Source organism: Streptomyces sp. NPDC026589 (assembly GCF_040638385.1).
GTDB lineage: Bacteria > Actinomycetota > Actinomycetes > Streptomycetales > Streptomycetaceae > Streptomyces.
Genome location: NZ_JBEZYG010000001.1, coordinates 238,967 through 259,791 on the forward strand (window position 1 = coordinate 238,967; position 20,825 = coordinate 259,791).

The 20,825-nt window shown below is 70.3% G+C and carries 23 protein-coding genes and 2 pseudogenes; 8 read left to right on the plus strand and 17 right to left on the minus strand.

Annotation, left to right across the window (positions count from 1 at the left end):
* Positions 1–141: 141 nt before the first annotated feature.
* From AB0F29_RS01030 to AB0F29_RS01110, 17 genes and pseudogenes are all read right to left on the minus strand, one after another.
* Positions 142–1,143, minus strand: a complete 1,002-nt coding sequence (locus AB0F29_RS01030) for a SpaA isopeptide-forming pilin-related protein (protein WP_361866482.1) — start codon at positions 1,141–1,143, stop codon at positions 142–144.
* A gap of 33 nt (positions 1,144–1,176) precedes the next feature.
* Positions 1,177–1,665 carry a hypothetical protein gene (locus AB0F29_RS01035; RefSeq protein WP_361866484.1) on the minus strand — a complete coding sequence of 163 codons (489 nt, stop codon included), beginning with the start codon at positions 1,663–1,665 and terminating at the stop codon, positions 1,177–1,179.
* 30 nt (positions 1,666–1,695) lie between these two features.
* The gene (locus tag AB0F29_RS01040; RefSeq protein ID WP_361866485.1) at positions 1,696–2,580 is read right to left on the minus strand and encodes a DUF317 domain-containing protein; all 885 of its coding nucleotides are present in this window, start codon (positions 2,578–2,580) and stop codon (positions 1,696–1,698) included.
* A complete protein-coding gene (locus AB0F29_RS01045; RefSeq protein WP_361866486.1) occupies positions 2,577–3,806 on the minus strand; it encodes an ATP-grasp domain-containing protein in 1,230 nt (409 codons plus the stop codon). The genes AB0F29_RS01040 and AB0F29_RS01045 overlap by 4 nt, the downstream gene beginning before the upstream one ends.
* Positions 3,807–3,858: 52 nt before the next feature.
* Positions 3,859–4,161, minus strand: a complete 303-nt coding sequence (locus tag AB0F29_RS01050; protein ID WP_361866487.1) for a hypothetical protein — start codon at positions 4,159–4,161, stop codon at positions 3,859–3,861.
* A gap of 32 nt (positions 4,162–4,193) precedes the next feature.
* The gene (locus AB0F29_RS01055) at positions 4,194–5,429 is read right to left on the minus strand and encodes an MFS transporter (RefSeq protein ID WP_361866489.1); all 1,236 of its coding nucleotides are present in this window, start codon (positions 5,427–5,429) and stop codon (positions 4,194–4,196) included.
* Positions 5,426–5,938 (minus strand): regulator, encoded by a 513-nt coding sequence (locus tag AB0F29_RS01060; RefSeq protein ID WP_361866490.1) that lies wholly within the window; start codon positions 5,936–5,938, stop codon positions 5,426–5,428. The genes AB0F29_RS01055 and AB0F29_RS01060 overlap by 4 nt, the downstream gene beginning before the upstream one ends.
* On the minus strand, positions 5,935–6,777 hold the full coding sequence (locus tag AB0F29_RS01065) for a helix-turn-helix domain-containing protein (protein ID WP_361866491.1): 843 nt from the start codon (positions 6,775–6,777) through the stop codon (positions 5,935–5,937). Before AB0F29_RS01065 ends, AB0F29_RS01060 begins: the two co-directional genes overlap by 4 nt.
* 40 nt (positions 6,778–6,817) lie before the next feature.
* Positions 6,818–7,231: a hypothetical protein gene (locus tag AB0F29_RS01070; protein ID WP_361866493.1), complete on the minus strand. Its 414-nt coding sequence runs from the start codon at positions 7,229–7,231 to the stop codon at positions 6,818–6,820.
* Between the two features lie 10 nt (positions 7,232–7,241).
* Positions 7,242–7,685: a hypothetical protein gene (locus AB0F29_RS01075; protein ID WP_361866494.1), complete on the minus strand. Its 444-nt coding sequence runs from the start codon at positions 7,683–7,685 to the stop codon at positions 7,242–7,244.
* Positions 7,682–8,170, minus strand: a complete 489-nt coding sequence (locus AB0F29_RS01080) for a hypothetical protein (RefSeq protein ID WP_361866495.1) — start codon at positions 8,168–8,170, stop codon at positions 7,682–7,684. Before AB0F29_RS01080 ends, AB0F29_RS01075 begins: the two co-directional genes overlap by 4 nt.
* A gap of 99 nt (positions 8,171–8,269) precedes the next feature.
* Complete coding sequence (locus AB0F29_RS01085; protein WP_361867011.1) at positions 8,270–8,584, minus strand: SH3 domain-containing protein; 315 nt, start codon at positions 8,582–8,584, stop codon at positions 8,270–8,272.
* 181 nt (positions 8,585–8,765) lie between these two features.
* Positions 8,766–9,508, minus strand: a pseudogene (locus AB0F29_RS01090) (hypothetical protein).
* 17 nt (positions 9,509–9,525) lie between these two features.
* On the minus strand, positions 9,526–10,224 hold the full coding sequence (locus AB0F29_RS01095; RefSeq protein ID WP_361866496.1) for a hypothetical protein: 699 nt from the start codon (positions 10,222–10,224) through the stop codon (positions 9,526–9,528).
* 18 nt (positions 10,225–10,242) lie between these two features.
* Entirely contained in the window at positions 10,243–10,728 is a 486-nt protein-coding gene (locus tag AB0F29_RS01100; protein WP_361866498.1) for a hypothetical protein, read from the minus strand.
* Positions 10,725–11,277: pseudogene (locus AB0F29_RS01105) on the minus strand (DUF4913 domain-containing protein). The gene AB0F29_RS01100 and the pseudogene AB0F29_RS01105 overlap by 4 nt, the downstream one beginning before the upstream one ends.
* 244 nt (positions 11,278–11,521) lie before the next feature.
* On the minus strand, positions 11,522–12,277 hold the full coding sequence (locus AB0F29_RS01110) for a site-specific DNA-methyltransferase (protein ID WP_361866500.1): 756 nt from the start codon (positions 12,275–12,277) through the stop codon (positions 11,522–11,524).
* A gap of 511 nt (positions 12,278–12,788) precedes the next feature.
* On the opposite strand from AB0F29_RS01110, the gene AB0F29_RS01115 reads away from it, so the two are divergent.
* The 8 genes from AB0F29_RS01115 (at position 12,789) to AB0F29_RS01150 (ending at position 20,727) form a co-directional block, all read left to right on the plus strand.
* Positions 12,789–13,922 carry an NlpC/P60 family protein gene (locus tag AB0F29_RS01115; RefSeq protein WP_361866501.1) on the plus strand — a complete coding sequence of 378 codons (1,134 nt, stop codon included), beginning with the start codon at positions 12,789–12,791 and terminating at the stop codon, positions 13,920–13,922.
* Between the two features lie 135 nt (positions 13,923–14,057).
* Entirely contained in the window at positions 14,058–14,372 is a 315-nt protein-coding gene (locus AB0F29_RS01120; protein WP_361866503.1) for a DUF6112 family protein, read from the plus strand.
* Entirely contained in the window at positions 14,372–15,064 is a 693-nt protein-coding gene (locus tag AB0F29_RS01125) for a hypothetical protein (RefSeq protein ID WP_361866505.1), read from the plus strand. The genes AB0F29_RS01120 and AB0F29_RS01125 overlap by 1 nt, the downstream gene beginning before the upstream one ends.
* A 36-nt stretch (positions 15,065–15,100) precedes the next feature.
* Positions 15,101–16,480: an ATP-binding protein gene (locus AB0F29_RS01130; protein ID WP_361866506.1), complete on the plus strand. Its 1,380-nt coding sequence runs from the start codon at positions 15,101–15,103 to the stop codon at positions 16,478–16,480.
* Positions 16,481–16,561: 81 nt separating this feature from the next.
* On the plus strand, positions 16,562–18,034 hold the full coding sequence (locus AB0F29_RS01135; protein WP_361866508.1) for an SCO6880 family protein: 1,473 nt from the start codon (positions 16,562–16,564) through the stop codon (positions 18,032–18,034).
* Positions 18,035–18,135: 101 nt separating this feature from the next.
* Positions 18,136–18,597: a DUF6238 family protein gene (locus tag AB0F29_RS01140; RefSeq protein WP_361866510.1), complete on the plus strand. Its 462-nt coding sequence runs from the start codon at positions 18,136–18,138 to the stop codon at positions 18,595–18,597.
* A gap of 28 nt (positions 18,598–18,625) precedes the next feature.
* Positions 18,626–20,140: an ATP-binding protein gene (locus AB0F29_RS01145; protein ID WP_361866511.1), complete on the plus strand. Its 1,515-nt coding sequence runs from the start codon at positions 18,626–18,628 to the stop codon at positions 20,138–20,140.
* 14 nt (positions 20,141–20,154) lie between these two features.
* Positions 20,155–20,727: a hypothetical protein gene (locus AB0F29_RS01150; protein ID WP_361866513.1), complete on the plus strand. Its 573-nt coding sequence runs from the start codon at positions 20,155–20,157 to the stop codon at positions 20,725–20,727.
* The last annotated feature ends 98 nt before the right edge of the window (positions 20,728–20,825 follow it).

Consider the following 20,825-nt stretch of genomic DNA (forward strand, 5'->3'; position numbering starts at 1 on the left):
GGCGATACGCAAGGGCCACGCTTGGGCGGCGGGTGAATCGACCGCATTGCACACCGCCTCCGCTCGCATCGGATACGCATATACGACAGAGCCCCCGGAATCGAATGATTCCCGGGGCTCTGCGTCATGCCGTGAGTAAGGTCAGCCCTCGCTGGAGCCGTCGTCGGTGGAGTTGTCCGTGCGTCGGCGGCGAGCCGCAATGAGGGCGCCTCCGCCAGCAGCGATCAGAACTCCGGCACTGCCGATCAGCCACGGGGTGGCGTCGGCGCCTGTGCGCGCGAGCGAGCCCGCGGGGGCGGGCGCCGCGGTGCTCGACGCGGTCTTGTCGGCGGTCGGGGTACCCGAGGCGGATGGCACCGAGACGTCCTCGTCCTTGCCGGGCTTGCTCGGGGAGGGCTTGTCGCTCGGCTTGTCGGTGGGCCTATCGGTCGGCTTCTGCGTGGGCGGCGGGATGGTCGCGGTTTTGGCGTTGGTGACGGTCACGGTCACCGGGGCGCCGGGGCCCGCGGTGAACGTCTTGGACGGCTTGTAGAGGTTGTAGCCGGCGGGGGCCTTGATCTCCTTGACCCAGAACTGCGTCTTCCGGCTCGTCACCGGCAGTTCTCCGGAGGCCGTGCCCTTGGCTCCCGTGGTCAGGGTGAGCAGTGTCGAGTCGCCAGTGCCGATGTTCACGGTCTCGCCGGGCAGGAGCTTGCCGGACTTGTCGTCTTTGGCCTGCAGGAGAACCTTGGCCACCTTGAAGGGGTCGGTGATCGTCAGCCGGGTGGTGGCGCCTGGGGTGACGATGACGTCCTGGTCGGCAACGACCTCGTGGAGCGGGCTGCCGGAAGCCGTCTCCTTGAGCCGAAAGATGCCAGGCGTGAGGTCGGGGAAGGTCAGCTTCCCCTGCGCGTCGCTTTTCCCGCGTCCGGCTTCCTGACCGGCGGAGTCGAGCAGCAGAAACGCGGCGCCCGGCAGCGCGTCCCCGGCAGTGTCCTTGGTGGTGATCTCGACGCTGCCCGCGTCCGGGGCCGGTGTCTCAGCGGGGGCGGCAGAGGCCGAGGGGGTCGGTTCGGAGGGCTGGGCACTCGCGGCCGGCGCCCAGGTGAGGGCGCCGGTCACCGCGACAGCGACAGCGGCGGATCGGACGAAACGTGCGTGCACGAGGAAGAGGACTCCTTGATCATTGAGGGAAAGTCAGCGGATGCGGGCGCCGTTGCGGGTGATCGGCGGGACAGCCGCCTTGAGCGCGGTACGACCCGCCGCGCGGCTGGGCGCCGACGGGGTCCAGGCACCGGGGAACCAGACGGCGCTGTACTGCTCGATGGCGTCTCGCAGCCCGGTCGTGACGGCGCCGTCCCACGGAGGCCGGCCGGGGCGGTGGTAGGTATCGAACGTGCCGTACTGCTTGGTGTTCGGACGGGTGTTGGCGGCTTCGTCGCGGCGGTGGAAAGTTCCGTGGTCCAGAAAGCTGAGCGCCACCGCGTCGATCTCGCCGCGGTCCGGGTGGACGGCCGCCGCTCGCAGCCCGCCGTATGTGTCCGCGTGGATGGTGCGGCTGAAGTCGATCCGCAGCCGCAACGGTGCGCCCGGGACGGGGACAGCGAAGTAGGTGTTGCCCACGACGGTGTGGTCGTGGAAGGGGAGGCACAGCTCGGCGAAGAACTCGGCGGCCTGCAGGGACAAGTGGGGTCTCCGGTCGGGGTTGGGCTGGTCCTACCGGCGGGGGCCGGGCAGCGCCGGTCGGCTGGTGGTGCTCCAGCGCGGGACGCTGGACGCAGGGAGCGCGGCCGGGCGTCGGGATGAGACAGCCCGCTGCACGTCGAGCGGCGTGGGAGCCGGCGGGCCGGGCGGCAGGATGGGGGTGAGCTGCGCCATGCCCTCGATGTAGCTGAGGGTCTCCTCACGCCAGCGGGGCAGCGGGGACGGATCGGCGACGCACTCGGTGACGGCGGCGAGCAGGGCGACGGGGGTGTCGGTGCTGGCCGTGGCGTACCAGACGGGCCGGTCGATGGACTTGCCCGCCCACAGCTGCCAACGGGCGTCCCGCGTGGTCAGCTCGGCTTCCCGATCGAGGTCGCCGGTCGTGACCTCCATTCCGGCGAGCCCGTCCGGGGCTTGGACGGCGAAGACGCCCCAACGCGGGCGGTCGATCTCCCAGCCCTGCTTCAGGAGCGGGACGACGGCGCGGAAAGGCTCGTGCTCGTCGCTTCTGGCGTCCGGCCGGGCGAGGTAGGCGTCCGGCCCCTGCTCGTAGGCCGTGGCAAGGACGGTCGTGAATGCCTGGACGAACTCGGTGGGGACGCGGTCGTTGAAGCAGACGCCCCACGTCGGCGGGCCGAACGAGTCCTTGTAGGCGTTGATGCGCCAGAGCCCGTCGTCCTCGCCTTCGGGCAGGTAGCCCAGACGGACGCGCCGGTCGGGGGCGCTGACGTAGACATTTCCGAGGTCGTCGTGCTGGAGGTCCCAGCCGAGGTCGAGCAGCGGGGCGAGGGCGGGATCACCGGTATAGGTGCTGCTCGCGAGGTGGCGCGGGGAGACGTAGACGTCGCCGTCGATGTCGAGGTCGAGGTCGAGGTGCGGATCTGGCTGAGAGTTCATCGGTCCGCCCGCGTGCTGACGGTGATCTCGTCGGCAGCGGTATCGAGGCGCTCGGTGACCTCAGCGGCGCTACGGCCGGTGACGATGTAGAACCCGGCCCGGGCGGTGAACAGGTCGCCCTCGGGCGGCAGACGGAGCTTTTCGCCGATCTCGCGGATCCACTGCACCTGCCGCAGCCACGGGGTGTGGGCGGCGAATGGGGTGTTGATCTGCCGCTGGGTGAGGGTGCCGGAGGCGTCCGGGTAGAGCATGCGGATGCCCGCTGCCTCCCTGCGGGTCGGGGTGAGGTCCGGTGCCCGGCCGCAGGCGAGGTCGGCGGCGGCCTTGGGCAGGTCGATGCCGGTGGCGAGGCGGACGAGGTGGCCGATCATGTCGCCGCCAATCCGGGCGTTGACCTCGATCAACCGGGGTCGCCCGCTAACGAGGCGCAGCTCGACGTGCTGCACGCCATCGGTGACCCCCAGGGCCCTGACTGCGGCAGTGGCAGCCGGAGCGACCTGGGCGAGGAGCGGATCGGCGGCATCGACGGTGTGCCCGGTCTCGTCGAAGTACGGGGCGGGGCCCAGGTGCTTGCGGGTCACGGCGACCGCCGTGGTCTCGCCGCGGCGGGTGACGCACTCGACCGAGACTTCCGGCCCGTCGAGGTACTCCTCAACCAGGACGCCGGTGTCCTCGCGGCTGCGGCTCGCACCCTCCGAGGCGAACGCGAAGGCGGCGGGCAGTTCTTCTGGGCGGTCGACGCGCATCACGCCGATGCTGCCTGCGAAGGCGGCGGGCTTGATGACGGCTGGGAACCCCAGCGTCATCGTCGCAAGACCCGCCTCCAGCAGGGTCCGCGCCTTCATCGAGGCAGCCGACGGTACGCCGTGGCGGGCGAACAGGGTTCGCGCGGTGGCCTTGTTGCGGCATGCCCGCATCACCTCGACGGAATTCGAGGACAGACCGAGCGCGCGGGCGAGGCGGGCGGTGGGTACGAGGTTCCACTCGTCCCAGGTGACCACGCCGGCGAGGTCGTGGCGATCGGCCAGGGCCCGGCCGCCAGCGAGCAGGGCTGTGGGGTCGGTCAGGTCAACAACGGCGTGGTCGACGATGAACGGTGTCTCCCACGACGGCTCGGCGCCGGTGAGCAGGACGACGTCGTACGCGGCGGCCACCTGCTCAAGGCAGTAGCCGCGGTAGGTCTCATCACCCGGAGAGACAACGAGTACGAGGGGACGAGCGGACAAGAAGAGGTTCTCCGTATCGGTGGACGGCAGGACGAGGGGAAAGAGGGGGTGGTCAGGCGGCACGGCGGCGGCGCAGCTCGAACGCACCCGCCCAGTGGGGGTGTTCGCCGATCATGCGACGGGCGTAGAGGGCGGTGTAGTTGTTGTTCAGTCCGACGACGCCGTGCGGAAGCTGACGGCGCAGGTCCTCGAAGAGGTCCTTCAAGCTGACGCGCGTGGCGCCGGCGGCCAGGCGGCGGGCGGCCAGGCGTTCCAGGGCGCGATAGACGTGCGGGTTGTTAGCGTCGAAGGCGTGGAACTGCTCGGTGATGCTGCGACCGCTCGCGCGGTGTGATCCGAGGAAGGCGGTAGGCATGAGGTTCTCCACAGGCTGGGGATGCGGCAGGGTCAGGTGCGCAGGGCGGGATCGGTGCGCAGCCGCGCGAAGGCGCAGAAGAGGCCGAGGGCCTGCAGGGCGGCGCAGACGGTGATGACGTGGCCCAGCGCGTCCGGCGGGGTGAGCGCGGTGAGAACGCCGGCGACAGGGAAGGGCAACAGGAGGATGAGGATGGTCGCCGACAGGGTGCTGCCGAACTTCTCCGGGGGAATCAGGCGGGAACGCAAAGTACGCAGGACCACCGTCATGCCGCCCTCTGCCGCCATGAGGACCGCGACCAGGACCAGGTAAGACAGATAACCGGGGGCTTGGGCGGCGGCGAGACAGGCGAGCGAGGCGAGGGCCGCGCAGACGGCGCCGACTGACCACAGTCCCAGGCGGTCGAGTGCGAACCGGCAGATCGTGACGCTGAGAAGCGTCGCTCCGGCAGCCGCGGACCAGACCAGGCCGACGGCCGTGGTGGACTGCCCGAAGTGCTTGACGACGATCACCGGTCCGGCCGCCTGGAGAAGCCCAGTTGCCAGGTTGGACAGGGTCAGCCCAGTCACGAGCCAGCCGAGCGCGGGCAGCGAGCGGATCGTGCGCCATCCAGTGAGGAGGCCGGCACCCGGCTGCCCCTTCGGCGCGCGGGCCGGGGCGACGGGAGAGGGGGGTGTACGCAGGGCGAGGAGAGCGGCGAGCAGCGAGAGCACGGTGATCACGGCAAGCATCGGCGGCGGCCCGACAAGCAGGAGCAATCCGGCGAGGGCCGGGCTGGCGAGCGTGGCGGTCTGGTCGATGCCGAGCAGGACGGCTTGCACCCGGTGGGCTCGCCGTCCCGCCCGCCGGCCGGCAGCGGCTCCCGCGGTCTCGGCCGCGATGTAACTGAACTCGGTGAGCACACCGGTCGTCGCCGCGAGCACCATCACGGTCGCGCTCGCCAAGTGGCCGGACGGGTGCAGGTGGAGAAGGACCGCGCCTGCGGCGAGTGCCAACGCGCGTCCCAGGGATGCCAGGTGGAATACCACGGCTGCCCCGCGCCGGTCGACGAGCGCTCCGGCCCACCCGAACGCCGCCAGCCGCGGGATCCACTCCAGGGCGAATGCAACGCCCGTCAGCGCGGCGGAGTTCGTGGTGGCCAGGACCAGCAGCGGAATGCCGTAGGTGGACATCGCGAACGCCAACGCGTCTGCTGTGCGCGGCAGGTAGATGCTGCGCATCAGCCCGGCGGTGTGGCGGGCGTGCCGGGGTGTAGCCGCTGCGCTCACGCGACCGGCTCGGGATCAGGGACCCGGGTGACCTGTGGGTTACCGGCCAGCCATTCGATCAGCAGAGCGCGAGGGCGGGCAAGGTCAGCCTCAGTGCTGGGCAGAAGCGCGGCCGACGGCCACGGTCGGCCCTCGGCATCCTGGGCCGCGAGTGAGGGAGCCAGCAGGTCGAGGACGTGTCGGATGCGGCTGCTGAACTCGCAGACCGGCGTCGGGTAGGCGTGGAGTCGGGCCCAACGAGCCAACACGTCGTACAGGTCGGCCAACTCCACTCCGGATTCGGTAAGTTCCAGTCCAGTGCCTGGCTCGGTCCGGATGAGACCGTGGGCACGAGCGGCTTCGGTGGCGGAGCGCTGTTGATGCGAGGAGAGGTCGGGGAGGGTATTGACCAGCCGTCGCGGCGGGATGGCCCCGTTGTCGTCGATCTCAGTGACCAGACGGACCATGGAGCGGGCAGCCAGCAGGTCGACAGCGCTGCGTACCTCGGCAGGTGCAAAGAGGGCAGTCATCGGCGCGGCCCTCCCGCCGGGATGGCCGTCTTCGGGCGGACGGTCGTGGCATGGGAAAAGAGCTCGCGGTTGTGCCACGCCGGAGCGGGCTCACCCGTTCGGCCTGGCGGGAGCCCTGCGGGGCTTGGCCGGGACTGGCTGCTGACCCACGGCTTCGGTGCGGGCTTCGCCTGCCGGTGCCCCCAGACCGGGTGGTGGGCCGCCTGGTTGAGGGGCTGTCCGGCGGACCACGCGGACAGGGTGCCGAGAACGGGGCCCAGGCCGTCGCCCGCCGCGGACAGCCGGTAGGGCCGGCCCATGCCCTCGGTGTCGACCAGGCCGTCGGCGACGAGCTGCCGCAGCGGCGGGTACACGTTGGTCCAGTCGCTGTCGGGCATCACAATCCGGGCCAGGGCCCTGCCGCTGACCTCCTCGCGGGACTTGATCACCCACAGGATGGCGGCGGCGTGCCGCCGGGTGAGCAGCGTGAGGCTGTCCTCGATCTGCTCGATCGCGGGCAACGGTCGCTCTGCCGTCTCCAGGTACTCCTCGGCCCAGGTGACAATCATCGGCAGGACCGGCAGCAGGGCCGCGCCACGCTCGGTGTGGCCGTAGGTGACGTGCCGAGCGGTGTGTTCGGTGCGCTCGACGAGACCGGCATCGCACAGCGACTTGAGCTTGGGGTGGAGCTGGCCTCCCTGCAGCCAGGACACCTTGGCCGCCAGCTCGCTGTAACGCAGCGGCGGGCCGGAGAGCGCCAGCATGATCCTCACGTTCCAGCGTGGGGTGATCATGGCGAGGGCTTCGGCGACCCGGGCGATGTCGGCGTCGGTGTCGGGAGGCAGAGCGGTGATGGCCAAGGGAGGAACTCCAGGGTGAGTAAGGGAAATCGCCTGCGGGTCAGCGGCTGGGCGCCGTGCTCTGCGCCGGAAGGCGTGGAGCCGGTGGCGGCGGCGAGAGAGCCGGCGGTGGCGGCGTGGGGGCCGGGACGCGGGCGAGGCTCTGCAGAACGGCGGCGGCCGACTTGGCCTGCACATCGCGCACGGCGACTGCTTCGGCGAGCCGGCGTGAGCCGTCGAGGAGGTGGGAGACCTCATGCCGGCCGAGCTGCCGCTCGGGGTGGATGAGCCGGGTGAGGTGGTCTCGGTGGAACTCGATGCTGCGCTCGGCGAGGGCGAGGTCGTCGTGTATGCCGAGCAGGGCGGAGAGCATGCCGGGGGGCTGGTCCTGGGCGTGGGCTTCGAGGTCGGCGAGCGGCGCGCCGTACAGGTCCTCGATCCGTCCGGCTATCTCGGTGGACGTGAGGTGGGGCAAGCGCGGGCTTTCAGGGTCGGCGGGGCCGGGCCGCCCCGGCACGCTGAGGTGCCGGGGCGGCGGACGGAGGCAGGGTTGCGGTGGCCCTGAGCTGCGTCATGCGGACGGGCCGGGCCTGTTGGTTGGGCGCAGGCATGGTGCGCAGCAGGTCACCGAGGGCGGCGCGGTAGCCGTCGCGGGCATCCAGCGCCGCCTCCAGCCACTGCGCGTCGAAGCGGAGTTTGTCCGCCGACAGATCGCCCATGTGACGGTCCGGATCCATGTCCGCGTGCACGCGGTCGCGGACGCGGGCGACCTGCTCTTCGGTGAGCGCGAGGAAGGAGCGCAGTTCCAGGGCGCGGGTAAGCGCGGGAGGGGCATCGGGTCCGGTGGCCGCCTCGTACAGCTCGGGGACCGGCGGTCCGAAGACCTTCTGCAGGTCGGCGTCCATGGTGCTGGCCTTGTCCCGGCTCATCGGACGGTCCTTCCCGCCCGCCACGCCGACGCCGCCGTGGGCGTGGGCGCCCCCATGGGTCGGTGCGGAGCACTGGTCTGCACGGCCGGGCCGGTTCGGGGGCGAAGGCGGGCGAGGCGTTCGGCTGCGAGGTCTTTCTTCCCCGGAGCGTCCGGGTCGAGGAGCCAACGCACAACCAGGGCCCGCCCGTCGCGGGCGGTGACGGCGGCGTTCACGCGGTGGGCGAGGCCCATCGTCGGGTCGTCGACCTCGCTGGGCTGGGTGTCCAGCGCGGCGAGGAGGTCGTCCTCCGCGCGGTCGAGCACCGACTGGGCCTCAGTGAGCAGGCCGTGCCACTTGACGACATCGGTGGCATCGGGATTGGCGGTCGGTGCGGCGGCGACCGCTGCCTTCAACTGGTCCATGTCCATGCCGAAGCGCGCTTCGATTCGTTCGGTGAGCACGCCCACGACATCCTCAGCGTCATCGGATATGCCGTCGGACAAAGGAAAGCTCCTGTTCTGGAAAGACCGATGCGCGGGGGGAATGTGCAAGGGCGGACTACCCGGCGGCTCAGCTGCTTCCGGGTGCGGGCTGAAGGCCGGTCAGTCCAGGCACATTCGGACGTCGCGGTAGACGTACGTACCGGAGACCCAGCCCTTGACGCCGGTCGACTTGTCCGTGATGTAGAGCCAGTTGCCGCTCTTCTTGGAGACGGTGAACTTGTGGCTCTTGTAGAGCACGCCGAGTGCGGTGGACTTCGAGCTGGCCTTGGACCGGATGGTCACGGCCTTGGTGTGCACCTCGTAGGGCAGCGGCGGCAGGGACGAGCAGCTGCTCGCGGGGGCTGCGGCTACGGCGGCGGGTGCCGCGCTGGCGGTGGTGGCGGACAGCACCGGCAGAGCGAGAGCGCTGAGCATCGCTGCGGATACGGCTATTCGGGTGGAGCGCATGCGGAAGAAACCTCCGTGAGGTCATGGGGATTGCGTGGAAGCGCGCCACGGTTGTTGTCGCGGCGGCTGTATAAGAGTCCGGAGAAACGCCGGTTTGGCTAACCGGCGATCGTCGGCTATGTTTCGCCGCTCTCCTCGGTCGTGGCGCTCAGCGCGAGCGGCCGGGCGGGCGTGAAACAGGGGCCTTAGCCACGCCGGCCGGACGGACGGCTGCGGCTGCCGGGCGGACCGGCGGGAGAGGGCCGGCCTCGCCGGTGAGACGGTCGGAGCACCACTGCAGAGCGGCCTCCTTCGTGTCGAAACCGCCCTCGCGCAGGGTGTGCGTCCACGCGTCCGTGTCGACCTCCTCGACCACGACGCGGAACGGGCTGGGGCTCGCTCATCCAAGGCGCGCAGTGCCACGACGGTGACCATGTCGTCCGGGTCATCCTCGGTGTAGGAGTAGCCCATGGCGTAGTGGTCGCCGTCGCCCGCGAGGCGCTTCTCCAGCGCCAGAGTCGCTTCGTCTGCCGGCGGTGGGCCCAGCTCGGGGTTGAGGCCGATGGCGTCGTGCGGGCAGCCGCGGTGGATGAGCCAGGACTGGGCCATCGAGGGCAGGGGCAGGGGGGCCTGCTCGAAGCTGAACGTCTGCTTTGCGTGGTCCCGTTGCAGGTGTACGGCGAGCACCTGGGGCATACCGGGGTGCCCCCAGGTGGCGGTGCGGTCGAACAGGACGTAGTAGCTGTGCGCACCGTCGTGGTGTTGGGCGAGGGGAACGAGCATGTCCTCGTGGACGCCGACCTTGCGGTAGAAGTCGAGGTATTTCTCCTCGTCGGCGTCGAGGTCGTCCAGCTCGAAGTCGACTTGAGGGATGGACTTCCGGGCCGGCGCCGGTTCGGTGGGAGACAACAAGAACCTTTCGGTGGAGTTCAGCGCCGCTGCGCCGGGGTGGACGGCGACGTGCCGGGTCGAGCCGGGACCTTCGGCGCCTGCGTCGTGGGGGTCTGCCGGGCGGCGAACAGCGCGGTTCGTCCGGCGTCGGTAAGCGCGACCGGCTGTCCGGCATGTACGGGGTGACCGGTGTCCCGGACGACCAGGCCGGCGTCCTCCAGCCGCTGCAGCTTGGCGTGAGGGATGCGTGTGCCGGAGGCGGCGGTCACGGACATCCGGCCAGTCAGCAGGTGCTCGTAGAGCTTGGCGCCGCCAGCGATGGCGAGGAGAGCCGCCTGGTCGTCCGTCGAGAGCGGACTCGGACCGCCCATCGAGGCCGTTGCGGCGGCCTCGATGGGCTCCAGGGCGGCGCTCACGGTCCGGGAAGCAGCGTCGCGGGTATCGGTGGCCTCCTCTAGCTGGTCCACCGTGCGGTCGATGCGCGTGAACAGGGCGTCATCGACATCGAACTCGCCGCTCGACAGACGGTTGAGGAGCTTGAGGTAGAACACGACGCCGGTCTGGGCCTTGGCCAGCTCACGGTGTCGGTCGACCAGGTGGGCGTGGGGCTCGTCCAGGACACCGTGGTCGCGGTAGGCCCACAGGGTGTCGATGTCATGGCCGGTGGCGGCTTCGATGCGATGGTCGAGCGGGGAGACCGCACGCCGCACGGGTGTCGGCGTGGGTTCAGGGGGCATAGGCGAATCTCCATGCGTTCAGCGGGCGTGATGGTGTGCGGGATTGGGTGCGGGACGGGGCAGACCCGGCAGTGCGGTGGACGACGGACCGGGCCGGGGTGCGGGGCCGCGGGTCGTCAGCTGCGGGGGGCGGGAGCGTGCCGCGTGGGTGCGGGCGCTCAGCGGCCGGCGGGTCATCCCCAGACGGCGCCCGACTTCGTCGTAGACGTCGTTGCCCGCACGCGGCCGGACCGCGACGACGTGGATCTCCTTCGGGTGTGCGGACTCCGAGGGCGCCGGGCGTACGCCGTAGACGACGCGCCAGTCCTTGCGCGAGTCCACGAAAAGCTTCCGGAAACCCTCCAGGTCACCGTCGAGGCGCAGCCCGAAGCGCTGCGCGTTCACGACCTCCTGCAGGTAGGCGAGGGTGAGGTCACGGATGTCACTGGGCGCCTGGAGGAGGTCGGTCAGGGCTCGGGGGTCGAAGCTCAGGCCGAAGGCGGGCTGCACCTGTCCCGCGCTCACGACGTCGGCTCGTCCGGCTCGTCCGGCCCGGCGCCTTCCGCCGGGGATGCCGCCTCCGCACGCACGGACGGCGGCGGGCCGGGCAGGAGACGGTGTGCGGGACGGTCGGGAGAGGTCATGCAGGCCGAGAGCGGGCCGCCCGGTGCGCGGATCGCCGCCGACGGCGTGGGTGAGGAAGTCGCGGTGCCACACGAACAGTCCGGAGAGCCCGGCGTCGGGTTCCTTGTGCTGCTGGTAGGCGAGCCACAGGGCGTGGAGCCAGGCCACGACATCGTCGTGCTCCTGCCACTGCAGGCACCAGGGCGCCGCGGTGGTGACCTCAGATCCGTAGACGGGGAGGAAAAAGTCGTCGATCCAGTCGCTGAGCGCGTCGAGTTCGTCCTCCCTTTCCTCCCCGTCAAGCTCCAGGATCGGGCGGGGCTCGGGCGGGGCGGCGGGAGGCGGCCCGCCGAGCCCCGGCATGCCGAACGCGGCGAACGGCGACCCGCTGGGCTCCGGAGTGGACGCGAGGTGGTCGAGCTGCTGCGCCTGCTGCGCCGACTGCTCCATAAGCCGTCGGACGCTCGCTTCGATTCCCTCAAGCTGTGGATCCGGAATGCGAACCGGCTCCAACTCCCCTTCGTCATCGGGTTTTGTGGATTCGGGCATGAAAAGTTTCGGCCTCCTACGAGACGCGGAAAGAGAGAAGAACAAAGGCGGCGACGTGCGGACCGTTCGGCGAGGTACCGGCTCTGCTGTGCTGGAATGCCGCTCGGGGCACAGATCGCCTCGACCGGAAGCCCGGGGTCGCGGCTCAGACGGTGAGAACCACGTCGTCTTGCGTGAGGGTCTCGCGGATGGTTTCGGTGAGCCGGTCGGCCGCGATCGACGCGTAGTGCTCGGTCTTCTCCACTCCGATGAAATCCCGGCCCTCCAGCAGGGCGGCGACGCCCGTGGAGCCGGAACCGGCGCAGAAGTCGAGGACCGTGCCGCCGTCGGGGCTGATCTTGACCAGCTCGCGCATCACGGACAGGGGCTTCTGCGTGATGTGCTGGCGCTTGGACCCCGAGGGCTGCGACGCCGAGTACATACCCGGCAGGTAGACCGGGTTCCGGGAGCCGTCGATCGGCCCCTTGGACGCCCAGATGATGAATTCGCAGTTCTGAGTGAACCGGCCCTTCTGCGGCCTGGCCTGCGGCTTGTGCCAGGCCAACACTCCGCGCCACAGCCATCCGGCAGCCTGGATCGCATCCGTTGTCGTCGGGAGCTGGCGCCAGTCGGTGAACAGCAGCGCGGTGCCGCCGGTCTTCGTGAGGCGGTGGGCTTCGGTCATGATCTGCGTCAGCCAGAACGAGTAAGACCTCTGGTCCATGTTCTCGCCGGTGAAGTCGGCAAGGTCGTTCTTGGAATCCACGGACGTGTACTTCTGCTTGGCAGAGCGGGTGGTGCGCTCCTTCGCGGTCCTACCGCCCGAGTTGTACGGCGGGTCGGTGATGACGGAGTCGACGCAGCCGTCCGGGAGGCCGGCGAGAACGCTGAGGGCGTCGCCCTGGTGCAGGGAAAAAGGCAAAGAGGAACCCCTATTCGGGTGTGGGAACGCGGAGGGAACTCACCGCCTCACGCAGGAGTCCTCGCGGGCTGGAATCGGGCATGCAGAAGCCCAGGGCCACAGACCGAGGAAGGAGAGGGGGAGTCCAAAAACTGTAGAGGCGAATCCGCCGACGACCAAGAAATGCTCCGCTGAGGTGCCGGATTCCGATACCTCACGCCGATTTTTTGGTCAACCGCCGATCCGCGCCTACTGTTTTTGAACCGCCCGGCGCACACCGCCGCTGGCTACTCCCCGCCACACCTCACGGAGGTACCCCCTGCCCCGGCACACCTAGCTCACGGCCCGGCCGCATGGAGCGAGCGGCAACTCGCCCACACCGGCCCGCCACGATCGCCCACACCGGCCGCCGCGCCCTTCCGATCCGCTCGCGCACGCGGCACGCCGGACACCGCACCCCGAAGGACACGCTCATGACGTCTCGTTACCCACCCCTGCCCGAAAACGCTGACCGACGAGCGATCCGCTCCGATTGAAGGCGCTCGCCGCCGGCATCGGCGTCGTCTTCCTCTCTCCGATCCTGATCGCCGGCACCGGCATGATGCTGGCCTCCTCCGCCGACGCCGTGCAGAGCAACGGCTCCTTCAGCAGCTGCCTGACCGACATCGACACCGACAAGGTCACCGAGCAGGTCGGCAAAATCCTCGACGGGGCGTCCGGCAAGGACGTCCACGTCGAGGGCCTGGACCTTCCCGCCGAGCAGGTCCCCAACGCCCAGACGATCGTGGCCGCCGGCCTCTCGTTCGACGTCCCCACGAAGGGCCAGATCATCGCGCTCGCCACGGCGATGCAGGAGAGCCGGCTGCGCAACCTGAACTACGGCGACCGCGACTCCCTCGGCCTGTTCCAGCAACGTCCGTCCCAGGGCTGGGGCAGCGCCCAGCAAATCCGCGACCCGGTCCTCGCCTCCGAGCAGTTCTACAAGCACTTGCTCAAGGTGAGCGGCTGGCAGCAGATGAGCGTCACCCAGGCCGCCCAAGCCGTACAGAAGTCCGGGCTGCCGGACGCGTACGCGCAGTGGGAGAACCTGGCCACCGCGCTGCAGACCGCCATCGCCAAGACCTTCCCCGGCGGAGGCCATGACGCGGACAACACGGACGCGGACCAGGGCAAGAAGCCGTCGACCGGTACGACCGGCTGCGCGCCGGGCCAGGACAGTTCCGGCTTCGGCCGCATCCCCGAGGGCAGCGTCCCGAAGGGTTACTCGATCCCCAAGGACGCCGATCCGAAGGCTCGCAAGGCCATCGAGTGGGCGATGCACCAGCTCGGCACGCTCTACCAGTGGGGCGGGACCTGCACGAACTCGCACGGCCCTGACCCCATGGCCCGCTGCGACTGCTCCAGCCTGATGCAGCAGGCGTACGCGCAGGTCGGCGTCACCCTCACCCGCACCACGTACACACAGGTCAACGAAGGCAAGGCGGTCTCACCCGCCCACCTCAAGCCCGGTGACCTGATCTTCAGCCGCGGCAGCGCCGCCCGACCTGAACACGTCGGCATGTACATGGGCGAGGGCCTCGTCATCGAGGCACCCCGCACCACCAAGCCCGTCCGGATCACCCCGATCAAGGACTGGGACATCCTCGCCGCCCGCCGCGTCCTCTGACGCCGCGCCGCCCGGACACCGCTCCAGGGCGTACCACCGCGGCCACTTCCGCGCCCCGAGCGCACCTCCCCCTCCGCATCCCCCTTCCCGCCGGCCCTCGCCTGGCCCGCGTATGCAAGGAGCCCCGCCACACCCATGTCCCTCCCCCTCGCAGACCGCGTCATCCAGCTCGCCTACGACCCAGGAATCTCACCCAAGGGCGGCGGGCTGCCCGGCCCCGCCGTGCTGAAGAACGTCGTCAACTCGATCAACATGTTCGGCATCATCGCCGTCGTCGGCGCCCTCGCCGTCTCGCTCGGCGTATGGGCCTGGGGCCACCACACCGGTGGCCACCAGGCCGAGGCCAACGGCAAGAAGGGCGCTGTCGTCGCCGCCGGCGCAGCCCTCGGTCTGGGTGCCGCGAACGGCATCGTGGCGTTCTTCTCCAGCCTGGGGTCGCAGGTCCACTGATGCGGAAACGATTCCCCTCCCTCTCGCCGTCCTCGTATGGCGCGGGCTGGCCGGCCAGCAAGCGCATCGCGATCGTCGCCTCGGCCGTCGCTGTCCTCCTCGCCATCGCCGGCGTTGTCGCCCTGATGACCGGCGGCGGCAACGGCCACCGGGCTCCGGACACCGCCGCGCCCGCCCCGACCGGCAGCCCGTCCTCCTCCGAGGCTGCTCCGAAGCCTTCCTCCGGATCCGGTTCGGTGCCCAAGCCTCCGCAGATCTCCGAACCGGTCGCCTACGCCAAGGCTGCGGCCCAGATGCTGTGGTCCTACGACACCCGCAACACCAGTCGTGACCAGCAGCTCGCCGGCATGCGTGCCTGGATGACAGGCGAGACCATGTACGCCGACTGGACCTCAGTCTCCGGCCAGGTACCCGATCCGGTGCTGTGGTCGCGCATGGCCGACCAGGACCAGCACGCCACCGCAAGCGTCACCGAGGGCCACTACCCCTCCGCGTTCAAGCAGGCTCTGGCCGACGACCCGTCCGCGATCACGAAGGCGTACATCTACGTCGTCACCGTCAACGGCAAGCAGCAGATCGCCTGGAAGAAGGGCGGGGGCGGAGCCGAGGAACGGGCCGTGACCCTCGCCGTCCAGTGCCGCCCGAGCCACGACTGCACCCTGGCCGCCCTCGCACCGAGCGTCACGCAGTGACCCGCGACTGAGACAAGAATGGAGGAGTAACTCCCCGTGGGTTTCTGTGATTTCCCCCTGGCAGACAAGCTGTGCGCCGTCGGCGACGCGGTGAGTTTTGCCTCTGACCCCGGCAAAGCCATCGGTGACTGGATGGCGAAGTCCGCTGGCGAACTCGCCGCCGCAGCGGCCGACCTGGCCGCCGAGGCAGTCGACACCACCACGAAGGTGGACCTCAACGCGACGTGGTTCGTCGACAACTACGAGATGCTGCTGCCGCTGGGCCTGGTCCTACTGGTCGCCACGTTCTGCGCGCAGCTGGTGCGGGCAGCCATCCGGCGTGACGGGCAGGCCCTGACACAAGCGTTCACCGGCACGATGAGCGGCGTCCTGTTCGCCTTCTGTGCCATCGCGTTCACGACGGTCGCGGTGGAAGTGGTCAACGCGATATCCGACGGTCTGTTCAAGGCCGCGAATCTGAATATCGAGTCAGCGGTGCGCCGGATCGTGAAGGTCAACCAGATCGGAGCCTTGACCGGCCTGGGCTGGCTCGTCCCGGTCGTCGCCGGACTCGGCGCCGCCATCGGCGCCTTCCTCTACTGGTGCGTGATGATGGTCCGCAAGGTCGGCATCCTCGTCATGGTCACCCTGGCCGTGTTCGCGTCGGCTGGCGGAGGCTGGGAGGTCGCCCGGCGCTGGCGCAAGGGCTGGATCGAGGCCACCGCCACCCTCGTGGTCAGCAAGTGGCTGATGACCGTGATCTTCGTGCTCGGCATCGCTGCCATGGGCAAGACCGAGGCCAAGGACGGCATCGCCGCGCTGGCCGACGTCATGTCCGGCATCGTGATCATGGTTCTGGTGCTGCTGTGCCCGTACGCGGTCTTCAAGTTCGTGCACTGGGCTGCCGATGGAACCGACGGCGAGTCCATCCACCGGGCCGGTGGCGCCGGAGCGCAGATCGCGCGGGCACACGCCGAGAAGGCCGCCCGCAAGGCCGCCTCGGCGGCGGCCACCGCCGGAACCGGTGGTGCCGCAGCCGGAGCAGGCGCCGCACCGCAAGGCCCCGACGCCGGCGGCGGGGGCGGATTCCCCGGCGACATCGCCTCCAACCCGACCGGCGGAGGCGGAGAAGACAAGGAAGGTTCGCAATCCGGCGGAACGGTCGTCTCGCCCGGTGGCGATGCCGTCAAGTCCGGTCTGGAGAAGGCCGTCCAACCCGCGCCGACCAGGGTGTCCGACGACACCAGCGGCCAGGTGGGCGGCAGCCAAGGGCCGGGCGGATCCGGTGCGAACGCCGCGTCCGGCCAGGGCGATGGATGGCAGTCCACCCCGCCGAGCACGACCCCGCCGCCTCAGGGCGCACCGCCGTCCTCCGGCTCACAGAACGCCACGTCCAGCGGGTCGGCCACACCGCCACCGCCCCCGACCGGCCTCTGATCCCCTGCCCGACTCCCGGGGGCGGGACGTGCCTGCCACCTCCCGCCCCCGGGTTCCACTCGCGCCTCCAGGACCCGCCCCTTGACTGATCTCTCCGTCGCCCCGATCACGGTGAAGTTTCCGCACCGGTCCCGCCGCGGCATCCTCCTCGGCCTCTCTCTGCCTCAACTCGTCCTCGTCTCCTGCTCGCTGGCACTGCTGCTGATGACAGTGATCTCCACCGGACTGCTCGGCGCTGTCGCCTTGGCCCCGCTGTGGGCGGCATCCGGTGCGCTCGTCGCGATCCGCCGACACGGCCGGTCCCTCATCGACTGGGCACCGATCGTCACCCGCTATGCACACCGCCGCCGTACCGGCCAGACACTCTGGCTCGCCCGGCCCGTCACCCGGCCGCGGCAGGACGGCGTCCTCCATCTGCCGGGCACCGCCTCCTCGCTGAAGGTGGTCACCCCCGGCGACTCCGCCAACCAGGCCGCAGCCGTACACGACCCCCACCAGCAGACCCTGACCGCCATCGCCCGCGTCAGCAGCCGGGCGTTCGCCCTCCTCGACCCCGCAACCCAGAATCACAACGTGTCGAGCTGGGGGCGCGCGCTTGCGGGCATCGCCCGCACCGGGCACATCGCCACCGTGCAGGTGCTGGAGCGCACAGTGCCCGACAGCGGCGACACCCTGACCCGTCACTGGACCCAGAACGGGCAGCCCCAGGTCCCCGTCGCCGGGCAGATCTACTCCGAACTCGTTGCCTCGGCCGGCCCCGCCGCCGCCCCGCACGAGACCTACCTCGCCATCTCCCTCGACCTCAAGGCCGCCCGGCGCCTGATCAGCCAGGCCGGCGGAGGACTGCCCGGTGCGTTCACCGTCATGGAACAGACCACCACCTCCATCGCCCAGGCCGCCCGCAACGCCGGTCTCCAGGTCACCGGGTGGCTGAGCGCGCGGGAGATCGCCGCCGTCATCCGCACCGCCTACGACCCGAAGGCCCTCGCCGCACTCCAGCAGTGGTCCGAGACCGGCCGCGCCGAAGCCGACCCCGCCGCCGCCGGACCCGTCGTCCAGTTCGAGGAGTACGACCGCCTCTCCACCGACAGCGCACGCCACGCCACGTACTGGGTGGAGAACTGGCCACGCACCGAAATGGGAGCCGGGTTCCTGCACGGAATCATGTTCACCGCCGGCGTGCGCCGCAGCCTCTCCCTTATCTACGTGCCACAGGGGCTCGAGTCCGCGCTGCGTGACGTCCAGCGGAAGAAGGCCGCGATCATCGCCGACGCCAACGAGCGCGCCCGCCGCGGACAGGTCGACAGCGAGGAAGACTCCGTCGAGTACGCAGACGTCAAAACACGCGAACGCCAGCTGATCGCCGGACACGCGGACGTGGCCCTGACCGGCCTGGTCACCGTCACCGCCGAGACCGACGCCCTCCTGGACGCCGCCTGCGCACAGATCGAGACCCACGCCGTCACCTCCGGCGTCGACCTCCGACGGCTCAACTACCAGCAGCCCGAAGCCTTCGCTCTCTCCGCGCTCCCGCTCGCCCGCACCGCCCTGTGAACCAGTCGCGCCAGCGCACCCCCCTGGCCCGCTGCACTTCGGATCACCCGCGACGGGCCACCCGTCGCCGCCCTGCCTTTCGGCAGGAAGGACCACCACCTTTGACCTCTCCCACGCATCCCGACGACGCGCACCCTTACCTCCGCGCAGCGAGCGCCGGAGTCCGCCACCACGCACGGTCCCAGGCACCATCGGCCACGAACCCGCCCCGGCCCGGCGACCGCCTGCACCTTGACGTGCTGCACGCCCACCTCGCCGCTCTGCTCCAGCTCCTGGACCGGCTCGCCGACAGCACCCGGCTACCTCACCCCGCCGCCGGCCGTCACCTCGCCACCGCGCACACCCGCCTCTGGCAGGCCACCAGCGAGGTCCACGCCGCCTTCCACCTGCTGCCCAGCAACACAGCAGCAGAAGCCGAGGCGAGTACCTGCCATCCAGAGCGGCTGCCGGAGGGGCCGCCCGTGCTGACGATCTGCCAGCGCCACCTCGCCGCCGGGCACGTCGTCCGCCGCAAGACCACCCCCACCGACCTCCGCCCGCACACCACGGCCTGCGTGCGATGAGCACCACCCGCAGAATCGAGGGCCCCCGATGAGCCACCGGCCCGCCCGCCGCGCCCGCCGCGCGTCCGCCAGCCCGCTGTTCACCCCCCACGGCACCGACCGCGCCAGCCGCAAGGCAGCCCGCCAGCAGCTCGCCGAAGCCACCGCCAAAGCCCGCGTGGAAGCCAGCGCCCACCAGAGCGAGAACACATCCGCCGAGCACCAGATGCCCGCAGCGCTCTACCCACCGGGCGGACGCCCCGGTCCCGCCTCTGCGCGTAAGAACCGGCTGAAGCTGCCCGCCCACCGCATGACCACCGCCGTCGCTGCTGGGGCGTATCCGTATTTGGCCGAAGGCGGACTGGGCGCCGAGGGCATCTACATCGGACGCGACGTGCACGCCGAAGCGTCGTTCGTTTTCGACCCGTTCGCGCTGTACGGCAAGGTCGAGGGGTTCACCAATCCGAACCTGCTGCTGGCCGGAGTGATCGGCCAGGGCAAGAGCGCGCTCGCCAAAAGCTTCGCCCTGCGTTCGGTCGCCTTCGGATACCGCGTCTACGTACCGTGCGACCCCAAAGGCGAGTGGACGCCGGTGGCGGAAGCCCTCGGCGGACGGTCCGTCGCTCTTGGTCCCGGACTGCCCGGACGCCTGAATCCCCTGGACGCGGCCCCACGCCCGCAGAGCGTCTCCGAGGCCGACTGGGTCGGCGAGATCCGCAAGCGGCGCCTGCTCCTGCTCGGCTCCCTCGCCCGCACGGTCCTGGGCCGCGACCTGATGCCCATGGAACACACCGCCCTGGACGTTGCCCTCGACGCCGTCGTCACCCGCGCCGCCGACACACACCGCACCCCGCTCCTCGGCGACGTCGCCGCAACCCTCAACAACCCGGGCGTCCTCAGCGAGGCCGCCGGGATGATGTCGGGCCAACTCGGCGATGCAGCCCGCGACCTGGCCCACGCGATGCGCAGGTTGGTCCACGGTGACCTGGCCGGCATGTTCGACGCCCCTTCCACCGTCGCCTTCGACCCGAACGCGCCGATGCTCACCATCGACCTCTCCCGCCTCGGCGGCTCCGGCGACGACACCGCCCTCGTCCTGGCGATGACCTGCGCGAGCGCCTGGATGGAGTCCGCCCTCTCCGATCCGTCCGGCGGCCGGCGCTGGATCGTGTACGACGAGGCGTGGCGTCTGATGCGGCACGTCGGTCTGCTGCAGCGGATGCAGGCCCAGTGGAAGCTGTCCCGCGGCCTCGGCATCGCCAACCTCATGGTGATCCACCGGCTCAGCGACTTGCTCACCGCCGGCGACGCCGGATCACAGGGCCGGGCTCTGGCCGAGGGGCTCCTCGCCGACTGCAGCACCCGGATCATCTACCGCCAGGAGACCGACCAGCTCCACGCCGCGGCTTCCCTGCTCGGCCTGACATCCGTCGAGATGGACGCCATCGCACACCTCAACCGAGGGCGCGGTTTGTGGAAAGTCGCAGGTCGGAGCTTCATCGTGCAGCACCTCCTGCACAGCTACGAACTGAAGCTCTTCGACACCGACGCCCGTATGCACTGAGGAGCAAGAGGCCCGTGAAGCCCGACTTCCAACGCGACCTGATACCGAGCGATGACGCTCTCCACCTTATCGGCGCACTCAACGTGATGAAGGACAAACTGTACAGCGCCGCCCAGCAATGGGAGCTGCTCGACTTGACCGGACACGTACCGGCCGCGCCCTCCTACCCCGCACTGCTCCGGCACGCCACCGACGCACAGGACCTCTCCCGCGATGTCTTCCAGCTGACTGCTGACTTCGCCGAGAGCCCGCACCACACCACCCGCGTCGGCGACACCGTTCTGAAGCATCTCGCCACGGCAGCGACCCTGTCGAGCCACGCAGCCCCTCACTTCGCCGAAACCGCAGAGTGCGCCCTGACCCTGCCTCGGTCTGCCAACCCGACCGACCGGCACTACCTCACGAACCGCATGGTCATCGATCACGCCTCAGCCCGCGCCTTCCTGCGGCGCACTTCGGAATCCCTTCGGGAAGCGGCCAAGGAACTCGACGACCACGTCGGCTTCCAACGCTTCCTCGCGCCGCTCACCCGTCAGGAAGGTCCGCCGGCGCCCCCGCCACCCCGGCCGGGCGGTCGCCACCGCTGACCGCGCCGAGCCCGGAGCCCGATCCATCCACACCCCCAAGGAATGATCTGAATCGCCCCGCTCATTTCAGCGACGCCGACTGGGCCGAGTACCAGCAG